The organism is Streptomyces zaehneri, assembly GCF_032248645.1.
Lineage (GTDB): Bacteria > Actinomycetota > Actinomycetes > Streptomycetales > Streptomycetaceae > Streptomyces > Streptomyces coriariae.
Window position 1 is genome coordinate 326837 of sequence record NZ_JASTTJ010000005.1, and the last position, 22024, is coordinate 348860.

Annotated in this window: 17 protein-coding genes and 2 pseudogenes; 12 read left to right on the forward strand and 7 right to left on the reverse strand. The window is 69.9% G+C overall.

What is annotated here, in order from left to right; genetic code table 11:
* The first annotated feature begins 38 nt into the window (after positions 1–38).
* The 3 genes from QQM72_RS11650 to QQM72_RS11660 all read left to right on the forward strand — a co-directional run bounded on the left by QQM72_RS11650 (position 39) and on the right by QQM72_RS11660 (position 2749).
* Positions 39–854 carry a DUF427 domain-containing protein gene (locus QQM72_RS11650; RefSeq protein ID WP_314220760.1) on the forward strand — a complete coding sequence of 272 codons (816 nt, stop codon included), beginning with the start codon at positions 39–41 and terminating at the stop codon, positions 852–854.
* A 24-nt stretch (positions 855–878) separates the two neighbouring features.
* Entirely contained in the window at positions 879–1583 is a 705-nt protein-coding gene (locus QQM72_RS11655) for a TetR/AcrR family transcriptional regulator C-terminal domain-containing protein (protein ID WP_314220761.1), read from the forward strand.
* 176 nt (positions 1584–1759) lie between these two features.
* Positions 1760–2749 (forward strand): NAD(P)-dependent alcohol dehydrogenase, encoded by a 990-nt coding sequence (locus QQM72_RS11660; RefSeq protein ID WP_314220762.1) that lies wholly within the window; start codon positions 1760–1762, stop codon positions 2747–2749.
* A gap of 7 nt (positions 2750–2756) precedes the next feature.
* Here the strand turns inward: QQM72_RS11660 and QQM72_RS11665 are convergent, their stop codons facing one another.
* Positions 2757–3404 carry a TetR/AcrR family transcriptional regulator gene (locus tag QQM72_RS11665; RefSeq protein WP_314220763.1) on the reverse strand — a complete coding sequence of 216 codons (648 nt, stop codon included), beginning with the start codon at positions 3402–3404 and terminating at the stop codon, positions 2757–2759.
* A gap of 284 nt (positions 3405–3688) precedes the next feature.
* Between QQM72_RS11665 and QQM72_RS11670 the strand changes: the two are divergent.
* From QQM72_RS11670 to QQM72_RS11685, 4 genes and pseudogenes are all read left to right on the forward strand, one after another.
* A pseudogene (locus QQM72_RS11670) lies at positions 3689–3835 on the forward strand (CoA transferase); the annotation flags it as partial.
* A gap of 14 nt (positions 3836–3849) precedes the next feature.
* On the forward strand, positions 3850–4875 hold the full coding sequence (locus QQM72_RS11675) for an LLM class F420-dependent oxidoreductase (RefSeq protein WP_314220764.1): 1026 nt from the start codon (positions 3850–3852) through the stop codon (positions 4873–4875).
* Positions 4876–4903: 28 nt separating this feature from the next.
* Complete coding sequence (locus QQM72_RS11680) at positions 4904–6046, forward strand: acyl-CoA dehydrogenase family protein (protein ID WP_314220765.1); 1143 nt, start codon at positions 4904–4906, stop codon at positions 6044–6046.
* Between the two features lie 448 nt (positions 6047–6494).
* A complete protein-coding gene (locus tag QQM72_RS11685) occupies positions 6495–8327 on the forward strand; it encodes an AMP-dependent synthetase/ligase (RefSeq protein ID WP_314220766.1) in 1833 nt (610 codons plus the stop codon).
* Between the two features lie 199 nt (positions 8328–8526).
* Here the strand turns inward: QQM72_RS11685 and QQM72_RS11690 are convergent.
* From QQM72_RS11690 to QQM72_RS11700, 3 genes and pseudogenes are all read right to left on the reverse strand, one after another.
* A pseudogene (locus QQM72_RS11690) lies at positions 8527–8646 on the reverse strand (IS5/IS1182 family transposase); the annotation flags it as partial.
* Positions 8647–8683: 37 nt separating this feature from the next.
* Positions 8684–9625, reverse strand: coding sequence for an NADP-dependent oxidoreductase (locus QQM72_RS11695; RefSeq protein ID WP_314220767.1), 942 nt, complete (start codon positions 9623–9625; stop codon positions 8684–8686).
* 113 nt (positions 9626–9738) lie between these two features.
* Entirely contained in the window at positions 9739–10560 is an 822-nt protein-coding gene (locus QQM72_RS11700; RefSeq protein WP_314220768.1) for a helix-turn-helix transcriptional regulator, read from the reverse strand.
* A 308-nt stretch (positions 10561–10868) separates the two neighbouring features.
* On the opposite strand from QQM72_RS11700, the gene QQM72_RS11705 reads away from it, so the two are divergent.
* Positions 10869–11186: a UBP-type zinc finger domain-containing protein gene (locus tag QQM72_RS11705; RefSeq protein WP_314220769.1), complete on the forward strand. Its 318-nt coding sequence runs from the start codon at positions 10869–10871 to the stop codon at positions 11184–11186.
* 285 nt (positions 11187–11471) lie between these two features.
* Here QQM72_RS11705 and QQM72_RS11710 read toward each other — a convergent pair whose 3' ends face one another.
* Positions 11472–12305, reverse strand: a complete 834-nt coding sequence (locus tag QQM72_RS11710; protein ID WP_314220770.1) for an SAM-dependent methyltransferase — start codon at positions 12303–12305, stop codon at positions 11472–11474.
* A gap of 225 nt (positions 12306–12530) precedes the next feature.
* On the opposite strand from QQM72_RS11710, the gene QQM72_RS11715 reads away from it, so the two are divergent.
* Both QQM72_RS11715 and QQM72_RS11720 read left to right on the forward strand, forming a co-directional pair.
* A complete protein-coding gene (locus QQM72_RS11715) occupies positions 12531–13211 on the forward strand; it encodes a S1 family peptidase (RefSeq protein WP_314220771.1) in 681 nt (226 codons plus the stop codon).
* 184 nt (positions 13212–13395) lie between these two features.
* A complete protein-coding gene (locus tag QQM72_RS11720) occupies positions 13396–16575 on the forward strand; it encodes an NACHT and WD40 repeat domain-containing protein (RefSeq protein WP_314220772.1) in 3180 nt (1059 codons plus the stop codon).
* A gap of 182 nt (positions 16576–16757) precedes the next feature.
* Here the strand turns inward: QQM72_RS11720 and QQM72_RS11725 are convergent, their stop codons facing one another.
* Complete coding sequence (locus QQM72_RS11725) at positions 16758–17978, reverse strand: metallophosphoesterase (protein ID WP_314220773.1); 1221 nt, start codon at positions 17976–17978, stop codon at positions 16758–16760.
* A gap of 487 nt (positions 17979–18465) precedes the next feature.
* On the opposite strand from QQM72_RS11725, the gene QQM72_RS11730 reads away from it, so the two are divergent.
* Entirely contained in the window at positions 18466–19299 is an 834-nt protein-coding gene (locus QQM72_RS11730; protein WP_314220774.1) for a PIG-L family deacetylase, read from the forward strand.
* A gap of 396 nt (positions 19300–19695) precedes the next feature.
* A complete protein-coding gene (locus tag QQM72_RS11735; RefSeq protein ID WP_314220775.1) occupies positions 19696–21339 on the forward strand; it encodes a GMC oxidoreductase in 1644 nt (547 codons plus the stop codon).
* A 144-nt stretch (positions 21340–21483) separates the two neighbouring features.
* Here QQM72_RS11735 and QQM72_RS11740 read toward each other — a convergent pair whose 3' ends face one another.
* Positions 21484–21963, reverse strand: a complete 480-nt coding sequence (locus tag QQM72_RS11740; RefSeq protein WP_314220776.1) for a carboxymuconolactone decarboxylase family protein — start codon at positions 21961–21963, stop codon at positions 21484–21486.
* Positions 21964–22024: the final 61 nt, after the last annotated feature.

Below are 22024 nucleotides of genomic sequence, written 5' to 3' on the forward strand. Positions count from 1 at the left end.
GAGCGTTCCAGATTCGAGGTTCGAGGGAGGAAACGGACATGACCAGGCTCAGCACCGCCGACTCCGTACGCACCACCCCCGAAGGTCTGCGCTGGGAGCCCAGCCCGCGCTGGGTCCGGGGCCGCAAGGGCGGGTTCACCGTCGTCGACAGCCGGCATCCCGTCCTCGTGTGGGAGCCCGGCGTGCCGGTGCCCCTGTACGCCTTCCCGCGCGAGGAGGTCCGTGCGGACCTGCTGCGGCCGGCGAAGAACCCGCCGGTCGGCACGCACACGGGCTCGCGAACCTTCTACGACCTCGACGTGCCCGGTGAGTTGCTGGAGAGCGCGGCCTGGACCTTCCCCGCGGAGGACCTGGCCGGTCACGTCGCCTTCGAGTGGTTCCGGCGCACGGGCAGGGGACTCGACCACTGGTACGAGGAAGAGGAGGAGATCTTCATCCACCCCCGCGACCCGCACAAACGTGTCGACGCCCTGCCCAGCAGCCGGCATGTCCGGATCGAGATCGACGGCACGGCCGTCGCGGACACCCGCCGCCCGGTCCTCCTCTTCGAGACCGGCCTGCCCACCCGCTACTACATCCCACGTGAGGACGTCCGCCTCGACCTGCTCACCCCCACCGGCCACCGCACGGGCTGCCCCTACAAGGGCACCGCCACGTACTGGTCCTGGACCGGCGAGGCGGACGTCCCGCCCGACATCGTGTGGAGCTACCCCACACCGCTGCCCGCCGTGGCCGCCATCGGCGAGCTGCTCGCCTTCTACAACGAGGCGGTCGACATCACCGTGGACGGCGAGCGCCTCGAACGCCCCGTCACCCCCTTCACGCATACGCTGTTGCCCGGTCCGACGCCCTGACGGCGTCGTCCCACGGCAGAGGAGATGGTGGAGATATCGACGAAGGCGGTCGTCGCCGCGCAGTCCCGCCCGCCGCTGAGCAGGGGACGGGTGCTGAGTGCCGCCGTCGCGCTGGCCGACGAAGGCGGAGTCGACGCGCTCAGCATGCGCAACATCGCCCAGGCGCTCGGCGTCGTGCCGATGGCGCTCTACAAGCACGTGGCCAACAAGAACGAGTTGCTGGACGGCATGATCGACGTCCTCATGGACGAGATCGACCCACCGGCCGGCGACACCGACTGGAAGACGGCCGTGCGCCGGCGGGTGCTGTCGGCCCGCCGCATGCTGCTGCGCCACCCGTGGGCGCCCGCGGTCATCGAGTCACGGACGAAGGCGCGGGCCACTCCGACCCCCGCGGTGATGGCGTACCTGGACTCGATGATCGGGATCTTCCGGGCCGGGGGTTTCTCGATCCGCCTGGTCCATCACGCGATGCACGTGATGGGCAGCCGTCTGCTGGGCTTTTCCCAGGAGCTGTTCGAGGACGGCGCCGACGGTGGTGAGCCGGACCCGGACGCGATGCCGCCCGAGGAGATGGCCGCGCGCTACCCGCACATCACCGAACTGGCCAGGGCGGTCGCCCATGACCCGGAGTCCGTCGTCGGCGCGGGCTGCGACGACCAGTTCGAGTTCGAGTTCGCGCTGGATCTGACACTGGACGGCCTCGAACGGCTCCTGGGCACGACCTGACCGTCCTTTCCTCCTGCTGCCGTTCCCTGCCGCCTTTCGCTCCTGCGCACTCCTTGACGGGTGTACGCCGTACACCTACCGTGCCCGAGAGAGGTGTACGGCGTACACCCGCCGGGTCGGAGGCGTCTGTCGACGGCTCCTGGCGACATCGATGCCGCAAACGAGGGGGAGACTCGATGAAGGCGATCACGCAGGAGAGGTTCGGCCCGCCGGACATCCTGGAGCTGATGGACACCGACCGGCCCGAGATCTCGGCCGGCCAGGTGTCGGTACGGGTGCGCGCGGCCGCGCTGAACCCCTACGACTGGCACATGCTGCGCGGCGACCCTTACGTGGCGCGGCTGATGGGAGGCGTGGGGCTGACGAGGCCGAAGTGGCGGGTGGCCGGCATCGACGTCGCCGGACAGGTCGAGTCGGTCGGCGCCGACGTACGAGGGCTCCGGCCGGGCGACGAGGTGCCGGGTTTCTGCCACGGCTCCTTCGCCGAGTACGCGCGCACCACCGCGGATCTCCTGGTCCCCAAGCCCGCGTGTCTGACCTTCGAGCAGGCCGCGGCGGTGCCGATGGCGGCGGTGACCGCACTGCGTGGCATCCGGACCGTGGGCCGGGTGCGGGCCGGGCATCGGGTGCTGGTCAACGGAGCCGCCGGTGGCGTCGGGACGTTCGCCGTGCAGATCGCGGTGGCCCTGGGTGCGGAGGTCACCGGGGTGTGCGGCACCGCCAACGTCGATCTGGTGCGCTCGCTCGGCGCCGCGCACATCGTCGACCACACTCGGGAGGACTTCACGCAAGCACGCGAGCGCTACGACGTGATCCTGGACAACGTCGGCAACCACCCGCTGAGCCGGCTGCGTGAGGTCCTCGCCCCGACGGGCACACTCGTGGCCAACGGCGGCGGCTCGCCCGGCCGGGTGTTCGGGGCGGTGGGTTCCATGCTCCGGGTGATCGCGGTCGACGGGTTCGTCCGGCAGCGGCTCCGCACGATCCTCCCGTCGGCCCCGGCCGGACCGACCCGGGAGGACCTGCTCGCCGTCACCGCCCTCATCGAGGAGGGCGGACTCACCCCGGTGATCGGCCGGACCCACACCCTGGCCGACGCGGCCGAGGGCGTGCGGCATCTGGAACGGGGGCATGCGCGCGGCAAGGCCGTGATCACGGTGCCGTGAGCGGGAGTCAGGACGGGCGCGGTGCGGCCGCCTCCGCGCAGCCCACCGTGCCGAGGCAGAGAAGGACGTGCCGCTCGGCGATCTCCGCCGCGCCGAGAGGGCCGTCGGCCCGGTACCAGTTGGCCACCCCCTGACACATGATCAGAACGGCCCGGACCGCGTCGGCCGGGATGGGCGTGGTGAACACCCCCTGGGCGATGCCCGCCCGCACGGTGTCCAGCAGCATGTGCTCGAGGTAGTCCCGCAGGGCCACGTAGCGAGCGCGGTTCGCCGGTTCGAGACTGCGTATCTCGGTGTCCAGGAAGGCCAGTCCCTTGCGGTTGGCCATGTAGAGCACGATGGACTCGACCATGGCGCGGAAGCGGGGGAGCGGCTCGTCGCCGGCCTCCGCGGCGGCGGCCCGGCAGCGGTCGAGCACGTCCTTGATGGACGTCTCCAGCAGGGTGGCCAGCAGCGCCTGCTTGTTCGCGTAGTGGTAGTAGAGCGCCGGAACGGTGACTCCGACCCGGCCGGCGATGTCGCGTACCGAAGTGCCGTGGTAGCCGTGCTCGTTGAAGGCTTCCATGGCGTGCAGCAGGATCGGGTGGAGGTCCAGCGGCGCGTAGGTGCGCCAGTGGGGCGCCGCGGCGGTCTCCTGGCGGGGCTGCGTGCTCAAGGATGCTCCTCCGGTGCGGTGCCGACGAGCGACATGGTACGTCCCCGGGCACCTGAAAGTGCCCCTCGCGCCGCTTAACGTACGCTCATCAACTCTGAGTTCCTGGGCACGCTTCGTCGGCGAGTTCCTCTGTTGCGTGTGGTCCTTCTGGCTGAACGACGGGAATTCAGAGGCTCGACTTCCCTCGGAACGGCTGGTGTTACCACCATTGACCGGCTGCCCGCTCCTCTCTACCTTCTTAGCGAGCGCTAAGTGGACCGGGGTTCGGAGGGCTGATGAGCGCGATGAGGGACACCGCGACGCACCGGGACGCGAGGACCGTGCGGCAGGCGGCGCCGGTGAGCCGCCGGGCCGGGCCGCTGGCCGGTGTACGGGTGGTGGAGCTGGCGGGGATCGGGCCCGCGCCGTTCGCCGCGATGCTGCTCGGCGATCCGGACGGACGCTGATGGAACTCTCCACCCCCCTGCAGTACGCCGGTGACCCCCGCGCCGCCGCCGACGAGGCGGCCGCACTGGAGGCGGCCGGACTCGACGCGATCTGGGTCGCCGAGGCCTACGGCTTCGACTCCCCGACGGTCATGGGATATCTGGCCGCCCGCACCGATCGTCTGCGCATCGGCTCCGCCGTGCTCAACGTGTACTCCCGCACGCCCGCGCTGATCGCGCAGACCGCGGCCGGACTCGACGCCCTGACCGGTGGCCGCGCCCTGCTGGGCATCGGCGCCTCCGGCCCCCAGGTGGTGGAGGGATGGCACGGCCGCCGCTACGACCGTCCGCTCGGCCGCACCCGCGAGACGATCGGGCTCGCCCGCCGCATCTGGCGGCGCGAGGTCATCGAGCACCACGGCATCACCGACCTGCCCCTGCCGCCCGAGAAGGGCGGCACGCTCGGCAAACCGCTGAAGCTGCTGACCCGCCCGGTGCGCGACACCATCCCGGTGTACGTGGCCGCGCTCGGCCCCGCGAACGTCCGGATGACCGCCGAACTCGCCGACGGATGGCTGCCGTTCCTCTATGTGCCCGAACACGCGCCGAAGGTCTGGGGCGGGCCGCTCGCCGAGGGCGCGGCGCTGCGCGCCCCGGAACTCGGCCCGTTGTCCGTCGTCGCCGGCGGGCTGCTGGCGGTCGGGGACGACGCCGAGGGGGTCCGCGACCTGATGCGGCCCGTCATCGCCCTGTACGTCGGAGGCATGGGCGCTCCGGGCCGCAACTTCTACTACGACCTGGTCTGTTCCTACGGCTACGAGGCCGAGGCCGCCGCCGTCCAGGAGCACTTCCTCGCGGGCCGCAGGCGCGAGGCGGAGGCAGCGGTCCCCGCCGAACTGTGCGAACTGGTCTGTCTGGCGGGCCCCGAGGGCTATGTGCGCGAACGGGTCGAGGCGTTCCGGGAGGCGGGCGTCACGATGCTCAACGTCACCCCCGTCGGACGCGACCCCGCCCGCCTCGTCGAGCTCGTCAGGAACTGGCTCTGAACGACGATTCCCCGACCCGGAGGCGACCATGGAACGAGACCTGTACACGACGGAGCACGAGGCGTTCCGCGAGACCGTCCGCACCTTCCTCGCCAAGGAGGTGCTGCCCCACCACGACCGCTGGGAGCGCGACGGAGTCGTCAGCCGTGACGTCTGGCGCGCGGCGGGCCGCCAGGGCCTGCTGGGCCTCGCGGTACCGCAGGAGTACGGAGGCGGAGGGACCGACGACTTCCGCTACAGCGCCGTCCTGATCGAGGAGTTCGCGCGGGCGGGAGCGTCCGGCGTGGCGCTCAGCCTGCACAACGACATCGTCGGCCCCTATCTGACCCGGCTCGCCACCGACGAGCAGAAGCGGCGCTGGCTGCCCGGATTCATCTCCGGCGAGACCGTCACCGCCATTGCCATGACCGAACCCGGAGCGGGCTCCGACCTCCAGAGCATCCGCACCACCGCAACCGACCAGGGTGACCACTACCTTCTCAACGGCGCCAAGACGTTCATCTCCAACGGCATCCTCGCCGACCTGGTCGTCGTGGTGGCCCGCACCACTCCCGAGGGCGGCAGTTCCGGGCAGAGCCTGCTCGTCGTCGAACGCGGCATGAAGGGCTTCGAGCGGGGCCGCAACCTCGACAAGATCGGCCAGAAGGCCCAGGACACCGCCGAGTTGTTCTTCGACGACGTGCGGGTGCCCAAGGAGAACCTGCTGGGCGGGGAGAACCAGGCCTTCGCCGCCCTGATGGCCAACCTCGCCCAGGAACGGCTCGCCATCGCCGTGGGCGCGGCGGCCGCGGCCGAACAGGTCCTGGAACTCACCCGCGCGTACGTGAAGCAGCGCGAGGCGTTCGGCCGCCCCCTGGCCCGGCTCCAGCACATCCGCTTCGAGATCGCCGAGATGGCCACCGAGTGCGCCGTCACCCGGACCTTCGTCGACCGCTGCGTCACCGAGCACGGCGCGGGCCGGCTCGACGCGGTACACGCCTCGATGGCCAAGTGGTGGGCGACCGAACTCCAGAAGCGGGTCGTCGACCGATGCCTCCAACTGCACGGCGGGTACGGCTATATGACGGAGTATCAGGTCGCCAGGGCGTTCCTCGACAGCAGGGTCCAGACGATCTACGGCGGGACCACCGAGATCATGAAGGAGATCATCGGCCGCGCCCTGCTGGCCTGACCGGCCCCGCCTTCTCCTTCGCACCCGGCGCTCCCGCGTCCCCGTCGACTCCTCTCCGCCCGACCGGAAGGTTCCCCGCGACGACATCGGCATCGGCGTCCCGGCGTGGACGGGCAGCGTGCTCCAGTGCGTCAACGGCCACTTTGGTGGTCCGCCCGGCTTCGTGACCCGCGCACGCGAACGCGCCGAGCTGCACGGAGGCCGCCTCGCCCCGCCCGAACTGCCGCTCCGCAAGGCCGAGCGCGGTGAGACCTTCACCGACCGCTGCCCCCCATCCCACCCTGACTTGACCTCGATCCGATCCAATCCCGATCCGATCCAACCCACCCCACCCTGACTTGACCTCGATCCGATCCAATCCCGATCCGATCCAACCCTCAATCCGATCCGACCCGATCCCGATTCGCCTCGATCCGATCCGATCCGTCCAGCACGTCAGGAGGCCGTCATGACATCTGCCCCGCGCACCGACGGGGACCCACAAGGAGAACCGGCGGCGCCGTCCACGCTGCCTCTGCTCCTGGAACGCAACGCCCGCCTTCACCCGGACCTGCCCGCCCTGTCGTGGCGGACCTCGGACGGCGGCGCGTGGTCCACGCTCACCTGGGCGGAGGTCCGGGACCGCACCACCGAACTGGCCGCCGGCCTCGCCGCGCTCGGTGTGGGCCGCGGCGACCACGTCCTGCTGATGATGGCCAACCGTCCGGAGCACTGGCTGTCCGACCTCGCGCTGGTGCGCCTCGGCGCCGTGCCGGTCAGTGTCTACGGCACCGCCGCACCCGAACAGATCACCCACATCGCGCGCAACTGCGGGGCCGCGCTGGCCGTGGTGGAAGGCGCCGTCCAAGCCGCGGTGTGGGCCCCGCTGCTCGACGACGACGCCACGCCGCTCGGACGGCTCGTGGTGGTGGAGGACGCAGAGGAGGGCCACCACCTGCCCTACGCGGCGCTGACCCACGAGCCGGTCCCGGAGGGCTTCGGCAAGGCGCTGGACACGGCCCGGCCAGGGGACGCGCTGACCGTCGTCTACACCTCCGGGACGACCGGTGAGCCCAAGGGCGTGGTCCTCACCCATCAGCAGGTGCTCGCCAACGCCGTCGCGCTCGACGAGGTGGTGGACCTGCCGCCGCACGTCGAGCACGTCTGCTACCTGCCGTTCGCCCATATCGCGGAGCGGATGCTCGGCATCTACCTGCCCTGTCACCGTGCCTCGCACGTCCATCTCTGCGCCGATCCGGCCACCGTGGCCGAAGCGGTGCGCGAGCTGCGGCCCCGGCAGTTCTTCGGTGTGCCGAGGGTCTGGGAGAAGCTCGCTGCCGCGGTCCGCGCCGGCCTGACCCTGCTGCCCGAGGAGCGGCGCAAGGCCGTCGAGGAAGCCGCGGAGGTGGCCCGCGAGCATGTCGGCTTCCAGGAGCGCGGCGAGGAGCCGCCCGCCGGCCTCGCGGCGGCGTACGCGCGGTGTCGCGAGACGGTGCTGCTGCCCCTGCTGGCCGCGGGCGGCCTCGACCGGGTCGCCTGGGCCGCCAGCGCGTCCGCGCCGATGCCGCTGGACGTGGTGCGGTTCTGGGCCGGCTTCGGCATCGTCATCATGGACGCGTGGGGCCTGACCGAGACGGCGGGCGTCACGACGGCCAACAGTCCCCGCACCGGATTCCGGCTGGGCTCGGTGGGCCGCCCGGTGTCGAGCGTGCGGGTGCGCACCGCCGCGGACGGCGAACTCCAGGTGCGCGGTTCCTCCGTCTTCGCCGGCTATCTGCGGCCGGACGGCACGGTCGGCCCCGCGCTCGACGAGGAGGGGTGGCTGAACACGGGCGACATCGGCCGGGTCGACGAGGACGGCTTCGTCTGGGTCACCGACCGGAAGAAGGAGATGATCATCACCTCGACGGGCAAGAACGTCTCCCCGGCCCTCGTGGAGAACGCCCTGAAAGAACACCCGTTGATCGGCCAGGCGATGGTGCACGGCGACCACCACTCCTACCTCGTCGCGCTGCTGGTGCTCGACCCGGAGGCGGCACCCGCCTGGGCCGCCTCGCACGGCCTGGAGCACGGCGCGGACCTCACGGCGCTGGCCGCGCATCCCGCCGTCATCGAGGAGGTCGACCGGGCCGTGGCCGCCGCCAACAGCCGCCTCAACCGCACGGAACAGGTCAAGCGGTATCGGCTGTTGGCTCAGGAGTGGGGACCGGCGACCGGTGAACTGACCCCCTCGCTGAAACTGCGCCGCCGGGTCGTCCGGGACAAGTACGCCACCGAACTGACCGGCCTCTACAGCGACTGACCGCCAGGGCGACCGACATCGAGGCTGACGGCCTGGACCGCGAAGCCGCCGGTGATCACCACAGGGCGCGCCGGTGCCCTCTTGCTCCCACGTGACCTCCCTCCTCTGCTGGGTGCTGAACGTGTGGAAGCTGCTGGTGCAGCGGGGAGCCGCGATGCCGCCGGTCGGGATGCTGATGTCGTGCTGCTTCGGGCCGTCACGCGATGGCCTCGAGCGTGCGGCGGTGGTCGGCCCACCGCCGTCCGCGGACCGGATCGGCCGGCATCAGCGGCTCGATCCGATCCCACATCGCATCAGTGATCACTAATCGGACAGACACGTCCGATCAACTGATGAGCTCACCAAATAGACACGCTCTAGCTCAGAGAGGCGGCGGAGGGAAGGACCAGGACCTTGCCGGAGATTGCGCCTTCCGCGGCCTCCGCGTGCAGCGCCGGCAGCTCGGCCAGCGGCACCCGTCGAGCGATGTCGACGTGCAGCGCTCCGGAGTCGACCAGCGTCACCAGCCTCGCCAGCTGCGCGGCGTCGCTGTTGACGAAGAGGTTGACGCCGCGCACGCCGCGTTCCTCGTCGGAAGGCGCGGGCATCCACACCGTCGTGTTCACCACGATGCCGCCGTCGCGGACCACGGAGGTCAGCGCGGCCAATTGCATCGGATCGACCGGCGCGAGGTTGAGCACGACGTCGACCAGCGCGGCCAGCTCGGGGACCCCGTGGCCGAACACCTCATCGGCACCCGCCGTCCTGACGCGTTCGCTGCTGCGCGGCCCGGCCGTGGCGATCACGTGTGCGCCGGCGTGCTTGGCCAGCTGGACGGCGTAGCCGCCGACCGCACCGCCCGCACCGTTGATCAGCACCCGCTGGCCGGCAGTGAGCTTGGCGTGGTCGAAGAGGGCCTGCCAGGCGGTGAGCCCGACCAGCGGCAGCCCGCCCGCATCGGCCAGCGGGATGCGCGCAGGCGCCGCCGTCAGCAGGGCGGCCGGTGCGAGTACGTACTCCGCCGCCGCGCCGGCGCCGGTCATCGGCAGGAAGCCGACAACCTGGTCACCCGCCCGGACTGTGTCCGCGCCCTCGCCCAGCGCGTCGACCGTGCCCGCGACGTCGATGCCGGGGGTGTGCGGCAGGGTCACCGGGATGGGGCCCTGCATGAAGCCCGCGCGGATGTTGCCGTCGACCGGGTTGAAGGACGTCGCGGCCACCCGGAGCCGGACCTCCCCGGCCGCGGGGACCGGCTGTTCCACGTCCTCGTAACGCAAGACGTCCGGAGTGCCGTACTCGTGGAAACGTACTGCTTTCATGACAAATGCCACCTTTCATGACAGAAGAGATGCTTCGAATCTGAAGCATTGCGGGATCGGGGCACGCCTCGGCTTCGAGACAGTGCCTTCAGGTGTGTGGGGGAGTACAGCCGCTAGAGGGCGGTCAGGAGCTGAAGCTTGGCGTGGCTCGGGGAACCGGGCACGGCGGTGAACACCAGCAGTGTCTGGTACTGCTCCGGATCCAGCAGCATCTCGGCGTACAACTCCAGCTCCCCCAACTCGGAGTGCAGGTAGCGCTTGAGGTCGTGATGATGGGTCACGCCCACCTCGTGCAACCGCCAGATGTTCGCGAACTCGGAACTGACCTGCAGCAGCGCGGCGACGATCTCGCCGGCCCTCCCTGTGGGATCCGCCGTGTACGCGTCCCGGATCTCCGCGGCGAAGACCCTGCCTCGTATCGGATGGTCCTCGACGGGGTACAGGCCACGGACCCGCGGATCACCGGTGAACCAGCGGTAGACCAGGTAACGGGACATGCCCGAGTACCGGGTGTAGTCGCCGAGCAGTGCGACCGCCGGGGGCGTCTGCAGCAACGCCTCGCCGAGCCGTGACAGCACGATGGCCGGCACGTCCGAGAGGCCGGCGACGATCCGCATCATCGTGGGACCGACGTAATCGTCCCGCAGGATGCGCCGCGGCGCCGGGGTCCCGCCCAGGACGAAGAGGTGGTCACGTTCGCTCTGGTTGAGACGCAGTGCCCGGGCGAGCGCGACGAGCATCCGCTCCGACGGCGCCGGACCTCGCTGCTGCTCGATCCGGCTGTAGTAGTCGGCCGACATCCCGGCCAGCGCCGCCACCTCCTCGCGCCGCAACCCGCCGGTGCGGCGCCGCTGCCCGCGGGGAAGCCCGACATCCTCCGGCTGCAACGCGTCACGACGCGCTCGGAGAAAATCCGCCAGCAACGCCCGGTCCATCGTCCGACCTCCTCTGTTCGACAGGACAATCTTGACGCGAACCGGGAACCGGATGAAGGGCAGTTCTAACCGCGGACAAGTTGTCCCTGGCTAACGAGCTCGTGCACGGTATGCGGTGAGACGGCGAGGGTTTCGGCGGGGCTTGGTTTCACGTCTGACGTGCCGGGTTCAGGTCCGCGGCCTGCCGATGTCGGCACCCCGTCGCCCACACCTTCTTGAGCGTCCCGCATCCGACAGCCGGGGAGCGGTCGAAGTATTGACAGCGGCAGCGGCAGCAGTGAGCGAAAGTCGGCGAAGGAGGAGACTTCATGGTCGGGTGGACCCCGCGTCCCGATGGTGGCCGGCCTGAGGGGCGCCGATGCGCACACATCGAGACAACTGAACCGGAGCACGCACCGCAGAGCGACACATGCCGGCAGTGCGCGGCTCTCGGCCACGACTGGGTCGCCCTGCGGGTGTGCCTCGCCTGCGGCCACGTGGGCTGTTGCGACAGCTCGCGCCACGGCCACGCCACTGCTCACTTCGAGTCCAGCGGACACCCTCTGATGCGCTCCACCGAGGACGGCGACGAGTGGGCCTGGTGTTTTGTCGACGAGGTGTACCTCCAGCCGCGTGACGACGGCTGAGCATCCATTTCCCGGGTTGCCGCGCCCGTCGACCGGGGGCGTTCGTGTGCGGCCCGCGCCCACCGGCTCCGAGGGTCACCCGTAGCGGCGAGCGGCGAGCGGCGCACGGGGCGCGACGGCGTCGAACCGCCACTGCCGTGCGAGACCCACCGGGTGCCCGCCCCTCCCCGGTGGGGCCGGGGCCGCGGAGCCACGCTCACTTGCCGGCGTCGATGCCGAGGCGGTTCGCCACCCCGGCGATCTGCAGGCCGCAGGCGCAACCGCCGGACGACCGCCGCCCGGGGATCACGGCTGGGCTTTCCGGGCCAGTCCGGCGGCGATGAGGTGTTCCCAGACCGTGAGCTCTCGTCGTTCGCCGCTGTTCCACGGGTTGGCGGTCTCGTCGGGACGCCACAGGGACGCCGGGACGATCCCGGGGTCGAGGATCTCCAGACCGTCCAGCAGGGAGGCGATTTCCACGTCGGTGCGCCACCGGCCGCGGCCGAACGTCCGCTGGAGAACCTTCTCGGCCTGCGCGGTCTCCGGGTTGTTGCCGGAGCGGAAGTGGCTGATGAAGAAATAGCTTCCGCAGGGGACGTGGTCGCGCCAGTAGCGGACGATCCCGGCCGGATCCTCGTCGTCGTTGACGTGATGGAGGACGGCGCTGAGGATGACGGCGACGGGACGAGTGAAGTCGATGACTTCGAGGGTGTCGGGGTGAGTGCGGATGCCTTCGGGATCGCGCACATCGACCGCGACGACGCGGGTCCGGTCGTTGTTCTCCAGCAGTGCGCGGCCGTGGGCCAACACTTGGAGGTCGATGTCCACGTAGACGACCCGCGACTCGGGAGCGTGCCGCTGCGCGACCTGGTGGACGTTGTCCGCGGTCGGCAGGCCACTGCCCAGGTCGATGAACTGCCGGATGCCGGTGGTCGTCGCGATCTCCCTGACCGCCCGGGTCAGGGCCGCGCGATTGGCGAAGGCGATGGCCACCGAACCGGGCAGGTCGCGCTTGAACACGTCGCCTATCTCACGGTCCACGGCGTAGTTGTCCTTGCCGCCGAGCAGATAGTCGTAGACGCGGGCGATGCTGGGCTTGGCCGGATCGATGGAGGAGCCTTCGTACGTCATGGCGGCCATTCTTCCCCGCAACGCCGCCTGCGCACCCTTGTTTTGGAGCCCTCAGGCAGGTCGGGGCCGTGTGTGGATCGGCGCCGCGAGCCCGATGGGCCGTCAGCTGCCTCGTCGCCGACATGGTCGGTGAGGACGGCGATACGGCCGGACCGTGCCTGTCCCCGCGGACTCCGGCTCCCGCACGATGGAGGCACTGTTCGGTTCGAGACGACCGACTCCCCTGGAGGGGCCGTGAGACGTCCGCACACCCGCCTGAAGATGTTCACCACGGTCGTGACAGCGGTGGTCGCCCTGCTGTTCGGCACCGGTACGGGGGCCACAGCCGTCCAGGCGCCCACGATCCGCGGGGGCACCCTGCTGTACGCGGCCACCGGCGCCCAGTGTGTCGTCGGCTTCAACGCGGTGAGCGGGATCAACCGCTACGCCGTGATGGTCGGCCACTGTTCCGGCACCTACACCACCACCTGGTACGCGGACGCGGCCCGCACCCTGCCGGTCGGCGTCACCGCGGGCGCCTCCTACCCGATCGACGACTACGGCGTGGTCCGCTACACCACGAGCGCGCTGGTCCTGCCCGGTGACATCGCGCTGGGCGGCGTCTACCAGGACGTGACAGGGGCCGCGAACCCGGCCGTCGGGCAGTCCGTCTGCCACGTCGGACGGACCAGCGGCGTCCACTGCGGGACGGTGACCGCGGTCAACGCCACGGTCAACCACGCCGACGGCACGGTCCACGGTCTGTTCCGCTCCACCGCGTGCTCGGAACCGGGCGACGCCGGGGCACCTGCCTACTCCGGGTCGATCGCCCTCGGTTTCGCGGTGGGCTCGTCGGGCAACTGCGCGTCCGGTGGCGTCACCTACTACCAGCCCGTCGCGGAGGTGCTCTCGGTCTTCGGCCTGTCTCTGTACTGACCATCCCCCGCCCGCCCACCGACGGCTCAGGGGCAACGAGCGGTCACGCCCGTTCGGCGATATCGAAGCTCTAGCATTTCCCTGCCTCGGGTGAGGCGATTTCAGCGAAACGCCGTGACCGTGTGGCGCACCTTTCTCGTATCGGCACTCGTCGGCCTGCGGGACCGTGAGAATCTCCTGGGTGATGCGTCTTCCGCACCACGCGCTGCGACAGCGCGTGGGCAAAATGCTGCTCGTTCTGCTTGGTCTCATGTCCCTGGCGGTGTTCGCCTGGATAGGTGTTTCCAGTAGTGATATCGCAGGTCAGATAACAGGTGTGGCCGGATTGGCCGTCTCCGTTGCGGGGCTGGCGCTCGCGCTGGTCCCCTTCGTGCAGGCGCCGCCTCCGGCGAGTGAGGGAGAGCTGGCCGACATCCTTGCCGAGACGCTCCGGGGCCAATGGGACGACGAGGTGGGGGCGCGCAGACTGCGTGACCCGTCGGTGATCCCCCTTGCGTGGTCCGCGACCGAGCGGTCGGTTGCGGATACCCCGGACGCCATCGCGGGCTCCAGCGGCACCAGGATCCGAGGCCAGGCCCTCGCAGGCCGTCTCCACGGCGGATTCGACGAGGCGATCCGTCGGCTGGGCGACGGGTACCGGCAGATCCCCAGCGGACGTCTCGTGGTACTCGGCGAGCCCGGAGCGGGCAAGACCGTGCTGGCCGTCATGCTCGTACTCGGCCTTCTGGAAAGCCGTGAGAGCGGCGCCACGGTGCCCGTTCTGTTGTCCGTCTCGAGCTGGGATCCAGTGAGCGAGTCGCTGGACGACTGGATTGTGCAGTCGCTCGCCACGGCCTACTACAACGGCCGTCCCGAGATCCCGCGCCGTCTGCTCGACCACCGCCTGTTGCTGCCGGTGCTGGACGGCCTGGACGAGATGCCCGAATCTGCGCGCCGCAGCGCAGTCCGCGGCATCAATCTCGCTTGTGGCGACGGGCGGGGGGTCGTCGTGACCTGCCGATCGGCAGAGTACGAGGACGTGATCGCGGGGGGCGCGCCGGTCCTGCGCCGGGCTCCGGTGGTCGAAGTCCGGCCGGTTCCCGCGCCGGACGCCCGTGCCTACCTGAACGCCGTCGAATGGCCGGAGGCAACCGACTGGAGCGAGGTCTACGAGCGCCTGGAGACGGAACCCGACAGCGCTGTGTCCATGGCGCTGTCCACCCCGCTGATGCTGTCCCTGGCCCGCACCGTCTACCAGCACTGTCCCGAGGACCCGGGCGGTCTCTTGGGCCACAACAGCCGACACGAGGTGGAGGACCACCTCGTCGACCGGGTTGTCCTCGCGGCCTACGCGCCCCGACAGGTGCCGGGCGATGTGGCCCCCGCCGATCCGCACTGGCGGGTGCAGGCCGACCAGGCCGAGCGCTGGCTCACGTACCTGGCGAGATATCTGCACCAGCACCGCGAACGCGACCTCACCTGGTGGCTGATGAGCGGCCGCCTGTTGTCCCGCTGGGTCGGACCCGCCATCGGGATCGGCCTCGGGATGCTCGTCATGCTCGTGGTCTGCGCCCTCGCCACCCTTGTGCCCGGCACCATGACCGATGACGTCCTCGCCTTCGGCGCCAGTACGGGAGGCGGGTTCGCCGTCCTGGCGATGTTCATCTGGTTCGCAGCCCCACAACGACCTCCGGGACGGCGGTCATTCGCCGTTCGCGGATCCCTGGCCCGACTACGCCGCGGCTATGCCACGGGACTCGGGCTGACCGCGATCCCTGCCCTGCCCCTGATGGCCGCGGCCGCCGTCGCCGTCTCGATCGAGTCCGGGTGGTCCGCTCTCGCGGTGCGGAACTACCTCGGCGGGCTCACGTTCCTGCTGGCTCTCGCCTCGTCGATCGGTCTGGCGCTGGCCGTGCACGATTGGCTCGACGCGCCCCCCGAGCGATCGGTCCGGGCCGACCCGCTGGACTTCCTCGTCCAGGACCGCAAGTCGTCCCTGACCGCGGCACTGTGTGCCGGAGCGGTCCTTTCCCTCTCGGCGATCCCACTGCTGGCGATCGTGTTGTTGGCGGACTTCGTGATCGTAGCGTTGGCCACCGGCTGGTCCAACGAGCCGCTCATCGCCGAGACCGTCGCGGGCCTGACACCCGATGATCTGGGTGGCGGCCTGATCGTCATGGTCTTCGTATGCGGAGCCGGAGTTGTCCTCGCCCTGCTCATCCTGCTGACCAGGGCCTGGCCGCGGTTCCTGCTGACGCGCCTGGTTCTCGGCGCGCAGCGCCGGCTTCCCTGGCAGCTGATGCGATTCCTTGCCGACGCGAGGCAACGGCAGCTGCTGCGCCAGTCCGGTGGCACCTATCAGTTCAGGCATGTCCGTCTGCAGGAACGGCTCGCGAGCCGTTCACTCGCCGAGGACCGGGAGCCGGTCGATCCGAGCGTCGTGGGCCGGCAGCGGCGCCGTCTGGCCGGGACGGTCGCCGGGACCATCGCGGCACTGTGCCTGATGCTGAGCACGGCACTGCCCAGCGACACCTCGCAGGCAACTTCGATCACCGGTGTCGTCGAAGGCATGGCGTTGAGCCCCGACGGCGCGACCTTGGTCACCGTGGCGAGAGGGAAAATGGCCCGATGGAACACCGAGACGGGGACTCGGGCCGGATTGCGGAGCGACAACCCGCAGGTGCGACTGACAGTGAGGCCCTGGGCCCTTACGGAGACGGCCGCCGGCCGAATCATGGTCGTCTCTTCAGGCGAGGGCGCCGTAGAGGTGTGGGACGCCGGCACCGGCGATCGATTCGGAAGTTCGAGAACTCTTCACGTGCGCGACTACTGCCGTCGAAGTCGCTGCTGTGCGTACGACCTGGGCCAGTCCTTCGCTCTCAGCGGTGACGGCACGCGCTTGGCTCTCGGGAACAGATTCTGCGTACTGGTCTGGGACGTGGCCAACGATGCTCCCGTGGCCATGACGCCGCTGGACGAATTCACCACACGCATCAGACTGAACGAGGACGGAACACGGATGACCGCGTTGGGCGCAGACGATTCGGAGGCCCGCGCTGTCGTCGTCAGGTGGTGGGACCTCGGGAGTGTGGTTGACGCGGATGACGTCCCCACCATCGTCGAGTCGGGCCGGTCCCGCGTCTATCTGAAGGGCTATCACTCGCTGATCACGTTGAGCGGCGACGGTACTCGCTTGGCGGCCGGCCGAGGCAACGAAATAGGTGTGTGGGATACCGGCATCGTCCCGAGCGCCGACCGAGGGACGAAGATCGCGGACCTCACCGGCCACGTCTCGGACATCCAGGGCCTGGCACTCAGCGAGGACGGGAGCACACTCGCCGCGACGGCCGAGGGCACCGCACGTTTCTGGACTGTCAGACCCTAGAAGGATCTGCACGTGCCTCCGTTCGCCGCTCTGGCCTCTGGCCCAGAGGCCGGGCGTGGCTGATGAGCCGGTCAGCCGCTCCCAGGTGTGGGCAAGCGCGGTGACACGGCCCGACGCGTCGAAGAAGTCATGATCCCCCGGCTCGTGGACTGCGCCGAGCGGATGTGTCGGCCCGTCGAGTGCTATGGCGAGGTGGGCGGGTGCGGGGAGCGGAGCACGAGCAGGGTGATCTCGCTGGGGGCGAAGACGCGGAAGGGCGGGCCCCAGAAGCCGGTGCCGCGGCTGGTGTAGAGGAGGGTGCGGGTGCCGTGCCGGCTGAGGCCGGCGACGGCGGGCTGGTCGATGCGGACCAGGTGGTGGAAGGGCCAGATCTGGCCGCCGTGGGTGTGGCCGGAGAGCTGGAGGTCGATGCCGGCGGCTGCCGCCCGGTCGATGAACTTGGGCTGGTGTGCCAGGAGCAGGACGGGTAGGTCCGGGTCGGCGCCGTTCAAGGCTCCGGCGAGGTGGGCGCGGTGGCCTGCCAGGCCGGAGGACTCGGCGGTGACGTCGTCCACGCCGGCGACCACCAGGGTGTCGCCTCCGCGTTCGAGCAGCAGATGGCGGTTGCGCAGCGGCTTCCAGCCCAGTTCGTCCATCAGGTCGACCCAGCCCTGGGCCTCGCTGTAGTACTCGTGGTTGCCGGTGACGTATACCCGGGCCAGCGCGGCCCGCACGGTTGCGAGTGGGGCGGCCTGGGCGCGACGGCGTTCGGCCGTGCCGTCCGCGATGTCGCCGGTGTGGCAGACCAGGTCGGCTTCCAGGGTGTTCACCGTCTCGCACACCCGGGCTGACCAGCGGGTGCGATCGAGTGGGCCGTAGTGGGTGTCGGTGATGAGGACGACGCGCATGCCGTCCAGCCCGGCACCCAGCCGCGGGAGTTGCACGTCGAGCCGGCGCACGCGTGGCACGCGGCGGGCCTCGGCGTACCCCCAGGCGAGCAGCACGGCTGCCGTGCCGAGGACGGCCCAGGTGACGATGCGGGCCCGGTCCTGACTCTCGCCGACGCCGGCCACGGTCAGGGCGAGCCGCAAGAGGACGCCGAGCAGAACGGACCAGGTGAACAGAACCCAGCTGGTGCCGAGCAAGGTGTCACCGACGATCGCCGCCCGGTCCTGCTGACGCCTGCCGTGGCCGCGCACCATCGCGAGCGGCATCCCGACGAGGCCGAGGGCGAAGAGGGCGGTGGCGGCCGGCGTGACGGGCAGCGGCCAGTGCTGGCCGGTGTACAGGAGCACCCAGCAGGGCACGGCCCACAGAAGCACGGGAGCGATCAGGGGGATGTGGCGCATGAGGCGGTGCAGTCGGCTCGGCCGGGGAGCTTGCGCCGCGCTGTCGGCGGTTCGGGTGTCGCTGGTGTCGGTCACGCTTCCCCTCCCTGACCATGCTGCCGTCTCGCGCACTGTATCCGGTCGCTCTCGGGCCTACCGGACCGGCGTTCATGGACGCGGCCCCTTGGCGCGAAGGGTTCTCTGCGGGACGGCAAGACTCCGCCGCACTCACTCCCTTGGCGCGAGCCGCGATCAGGGCGTTGCCGCTCTGGCAGCGCTTTCGCGGAGGCCCGACACCCGGGGATGTTCCGGTGTGCGGCGGGAACAGCTTGTCCTGCCGGCACTGTTGTAGCGGCTACCGCCCGACCGGCGCGGCGCGGGCCTGAACACACAGACCCGCAGGCTGTCCGCACGGGGCATGGGCCCCGGTTCCGCGGTATGCCCCGACATCCGACATCCGACATCCGACATCCGACATCCGACATCCGACATCCGACATTCGACTTCCGACGGTGAAGGGCGATCGCCCGTACGTCCGCCCAGGACTCAGGCCGACGACCTTTTCGCACAGAAGGACTTTTTCATGAATGACTTGCCCCTGACGCTCATGGCGGTACACGCCCACCCCGACGATGAGGCCACCGGGACAGGAGGTGTCCTCGCCCGGTACGCGGCGGAGGGGATTCGCACAGTCCTCGTGACGTGTACCGACGGCGGTTGCGGTGACGGCCCGGGGGGCGTCAAGCCGGGCGATCCCGGGCATGATCCGGTGTCCGTCGCCTTGACCCGTCGTGAAGAACTCGAGGCGAGCTGCGAGGTCCTGAAGATCAGTCACCTGGAGACGCTGGACTATGCCGACTCCGGGATGATGGGCTGGCCGACCAATGATGCCCCCGGCTCCTTCTGGCAGACACCCGTGGAGGAGGGCGCTGCCCGACTCGCGGAACTCATGCGGCGCTACCAGCCTGATGTGGTGGTCACCTATGACGAGAACGGCTTCTACGGCCACCCTGACCACATCCAGGCCAACCGCATCACGATGGCGGCACTGGGGATGACCTCGCTGACACCGAAGGTGTACTGGACGACGGCGCCCCGCTCGATGATGCGGCGGTTCGGGGAGGTCATGCGCGAGTTGGGTGCGGACGGGCAGGAGCCGGATCCCGCCGAGGCTGCCGCGCTGGCCGAGATCGGCCTTCCCGACGAGGAGATCACCACCTGGGTGGACACCGCCGTGTTCGGCGGGCAGAAGTTCGATGCGCTGGCCGCACACGCCAGCCAGGGTGAGAACATCTTCTTCCTCAGGATGGGCCAGGAGAGGTTCACGGAGTTGATGGGCCTCGAGACCTTCGTACGTGTCCAGGACACCACCGGCGTGGCCGTACCCGAGAACGACCTCTTCGCCGGCCTGCGCTGACCCGCCCTTCCCGGCGCGCGGGACACTCCGGCACGGCCCCGTCCGGGCACGGCCCCGTCCCGGCACGGGCCCGGGGCCGCGGCCGGCCCGGTGGTCGATCGCAGGACGGGAACACACGGTTGCGAGGGCCGCGTGTTCCCGTCGCCGGACCCGCCGGACCCGCCGGACCCGCCGGACCCGCCGGACCCGCCGGGGCGTCCGCGACCGGCAGCCACCTGCCGGCCCCCGCGCCCCAGCCCGGCGGCGAACTGGTGGCGCCCGTCCAGGCCGCCGTTTCGTACTCCTTCGCTGATGCCCACTATGTGATCTTTTGAAAGTTACCTCAGGGTATGGCGTGACTTCTCACGTGGGTGTCACTAGAACCCGTCTCACTCTATGGAGAGTGAGGAGCCGCGCATGAACGACGATTACCCACGTCGGAGGCGCCTGAGAGGCGTATCCCGTCGAAGATTCATCACTGGAACCGGTTCTCTTCTTGGGTCCGCCGCGCTCGCCGGGCAGGTAGTACCGGCCCACGCCGCCACCACAGCCGCAACCGCGGTGATCGAACCGGGCGCGCACGTCCCCGCCCTCGTGATCGGCACCGGATACGGCGGCTCCGTGGCCGCTCTGCGCCTGGCCCAGGCCGGTGTCGACGTCCACATGATCGAGATGGGCATGGCCTGGGACACTCCCGGGTCGGACGGCAAGATCTTCGCCAACACGACGAGTCCCGACTACCGGTCCTTCTGGCTGCGCACCAGGACGAAACAGCCGCTCAGCAACTTCCTCGGCTTCCCCATCGACAAGGACGTCCCGCGCTACACCGGAGTCCTGGACGCCGAGGAGATGGGCGGCATCATCGTCTACCAGGGCCGGGGCGTCGGCGGCGGGTCACTGGTCAACGGAGGCATGGCGGTCACTCCCAAGCGGGAGAACTTCGGTGCCGTCCTGCCGTCGGTCGACGCCGACGAGATGTACTCCGTCCACTACCCGCGCGCCAACGCGGGTCTGGGCGTCGCCACGGTCGACCCGACGTGGTTCGAGACCGCCGACTGCTACCAGTACGCGCGGGTCGGCCGTAAGCACGCCCAGCGTTCGGGCTTCCCGTTCGTCTTCGTGCCCGACGTGTACGACTGGGACTACATGGAGCAGGAGGCCGCCGGGACCGTACCCAAGTCCGCGCTCGCGGGCGAGATCCTCTATGGCAACAACTATGGCAAGAAGTCCCTGCAGAAGACCTACCTCGCCCAGGCGAAGGCGACCGGAAGGGTCTCCATCTCCCCCCTGCACAAGGTCACTTCGGTCGCCCCGGCAACAGGAGGGGGCTACACGGTCGTCATCGACCGACTCGACACCAGCGGCAACACCACCGCGACCAAGACCGTCACCGCGGACCGGGTGTTCTTCGCGGCCGGCAGCGTCGGCACCAGCAAGCTCCTGGTCAAGCTCAGGGCGACCGGCGCGCTGCCGGGCCTCAACAGCGAGGTGGGCAGGGGCTGGGGTGACAACGGCAATGTGATGTGCGGCCGCGCCAACCACCTGTGGGATCCGACCGGCGCCCTGCAGTCGTCCATCCCGTGCTCCGGCATCGACAACTGGGTCGCGGGCGGCGCATTCGCCGAGGTGGCCCCATTGCCCACCGGCATCGAGACCTATGCCTCGTTCTACTTGTCGATCACCAAGAACTCCAACCGTGCCCAGTTCTCGTGGAACGCGGCGACGGGAACGGTGGACCTCGACTGGCAGACCGCATGGAAGCAGCAGTCCATCGACATGGCAAAGACGATCTTCGACAAGATCAACGCCAAGGAGGGGACGATCTACCGCACCGACCTCTTCGGCGCCAACAAGATCTGGGGCGACCACCTCACGTACCACCCCCTGGGTGGCGCCGTGCTCAACAAGGCAACAGACAACTACGGCCGCCTGCACGGACATCCGGGCCTGTACGTCATCGACGGCGCGCTCGTCCCGGGCAACACCAGCGTCAATCCGTTCGTCACCATCACGGCACTCGCCGAACGGAACATAGAAGCGATCATCGCCGCGGACCTGTAGCGGTGACCGAGCGCGTGTTGTCCGGAACTGACCGGATCCCCGTCCCGGAAGAGGGAGGAGAGCGGAACGAGCGAGGAACGACAGGGGACTGAGCAAGGAACCAACCCAGGGCCGCCCGGACTCGCCGGACGGCCCCGGACCGGCTCAGTGCCCCGGCAGCACACACATGGCGTCGAGCCCCAGGACACGGTTGAGCCGCCCGAACGCCAGCCACGAGCCGAGGCTCATGGTCAGCTCCACGATCTCGGTCTGGCTGTAGTGCGCGGTCATCCGGTCCCAGAACTCGTCGTCGAGTCCGTGGTGATCCAGCGCGTACCTCTCCGCGTACTCGGCGGCCAGGCGGGTGCGCTCGTCGAAGGCGTCGGTCGTGCGCCACTCGGCCACCGCGTCGGCGAACTCCTCCTCGACCTTCTGCCCGTCCCGCTCGGTCCGCCAGTCGAGGCAGAAGAGGCAGCCGTTGATCTGCGCGATCCGGAGCCGCGCCGCCTCGAACTCGCGCAGTCCCAGGGTCGTATGGGCGTAGACGGACAGCGAGAAGTTCGCGGCGGCGAGCCCGATGCCGGGGACCATGTCGCCCCACACGTACTCGATCGGGTTCTTGCCTTCGGGGATGTCGACGTTCATCCGGGGCTCCTTCGTGTTCGCCCCTGGGGCCCTGGCCGGCGACAGGAGGCGCGTCCTCGTG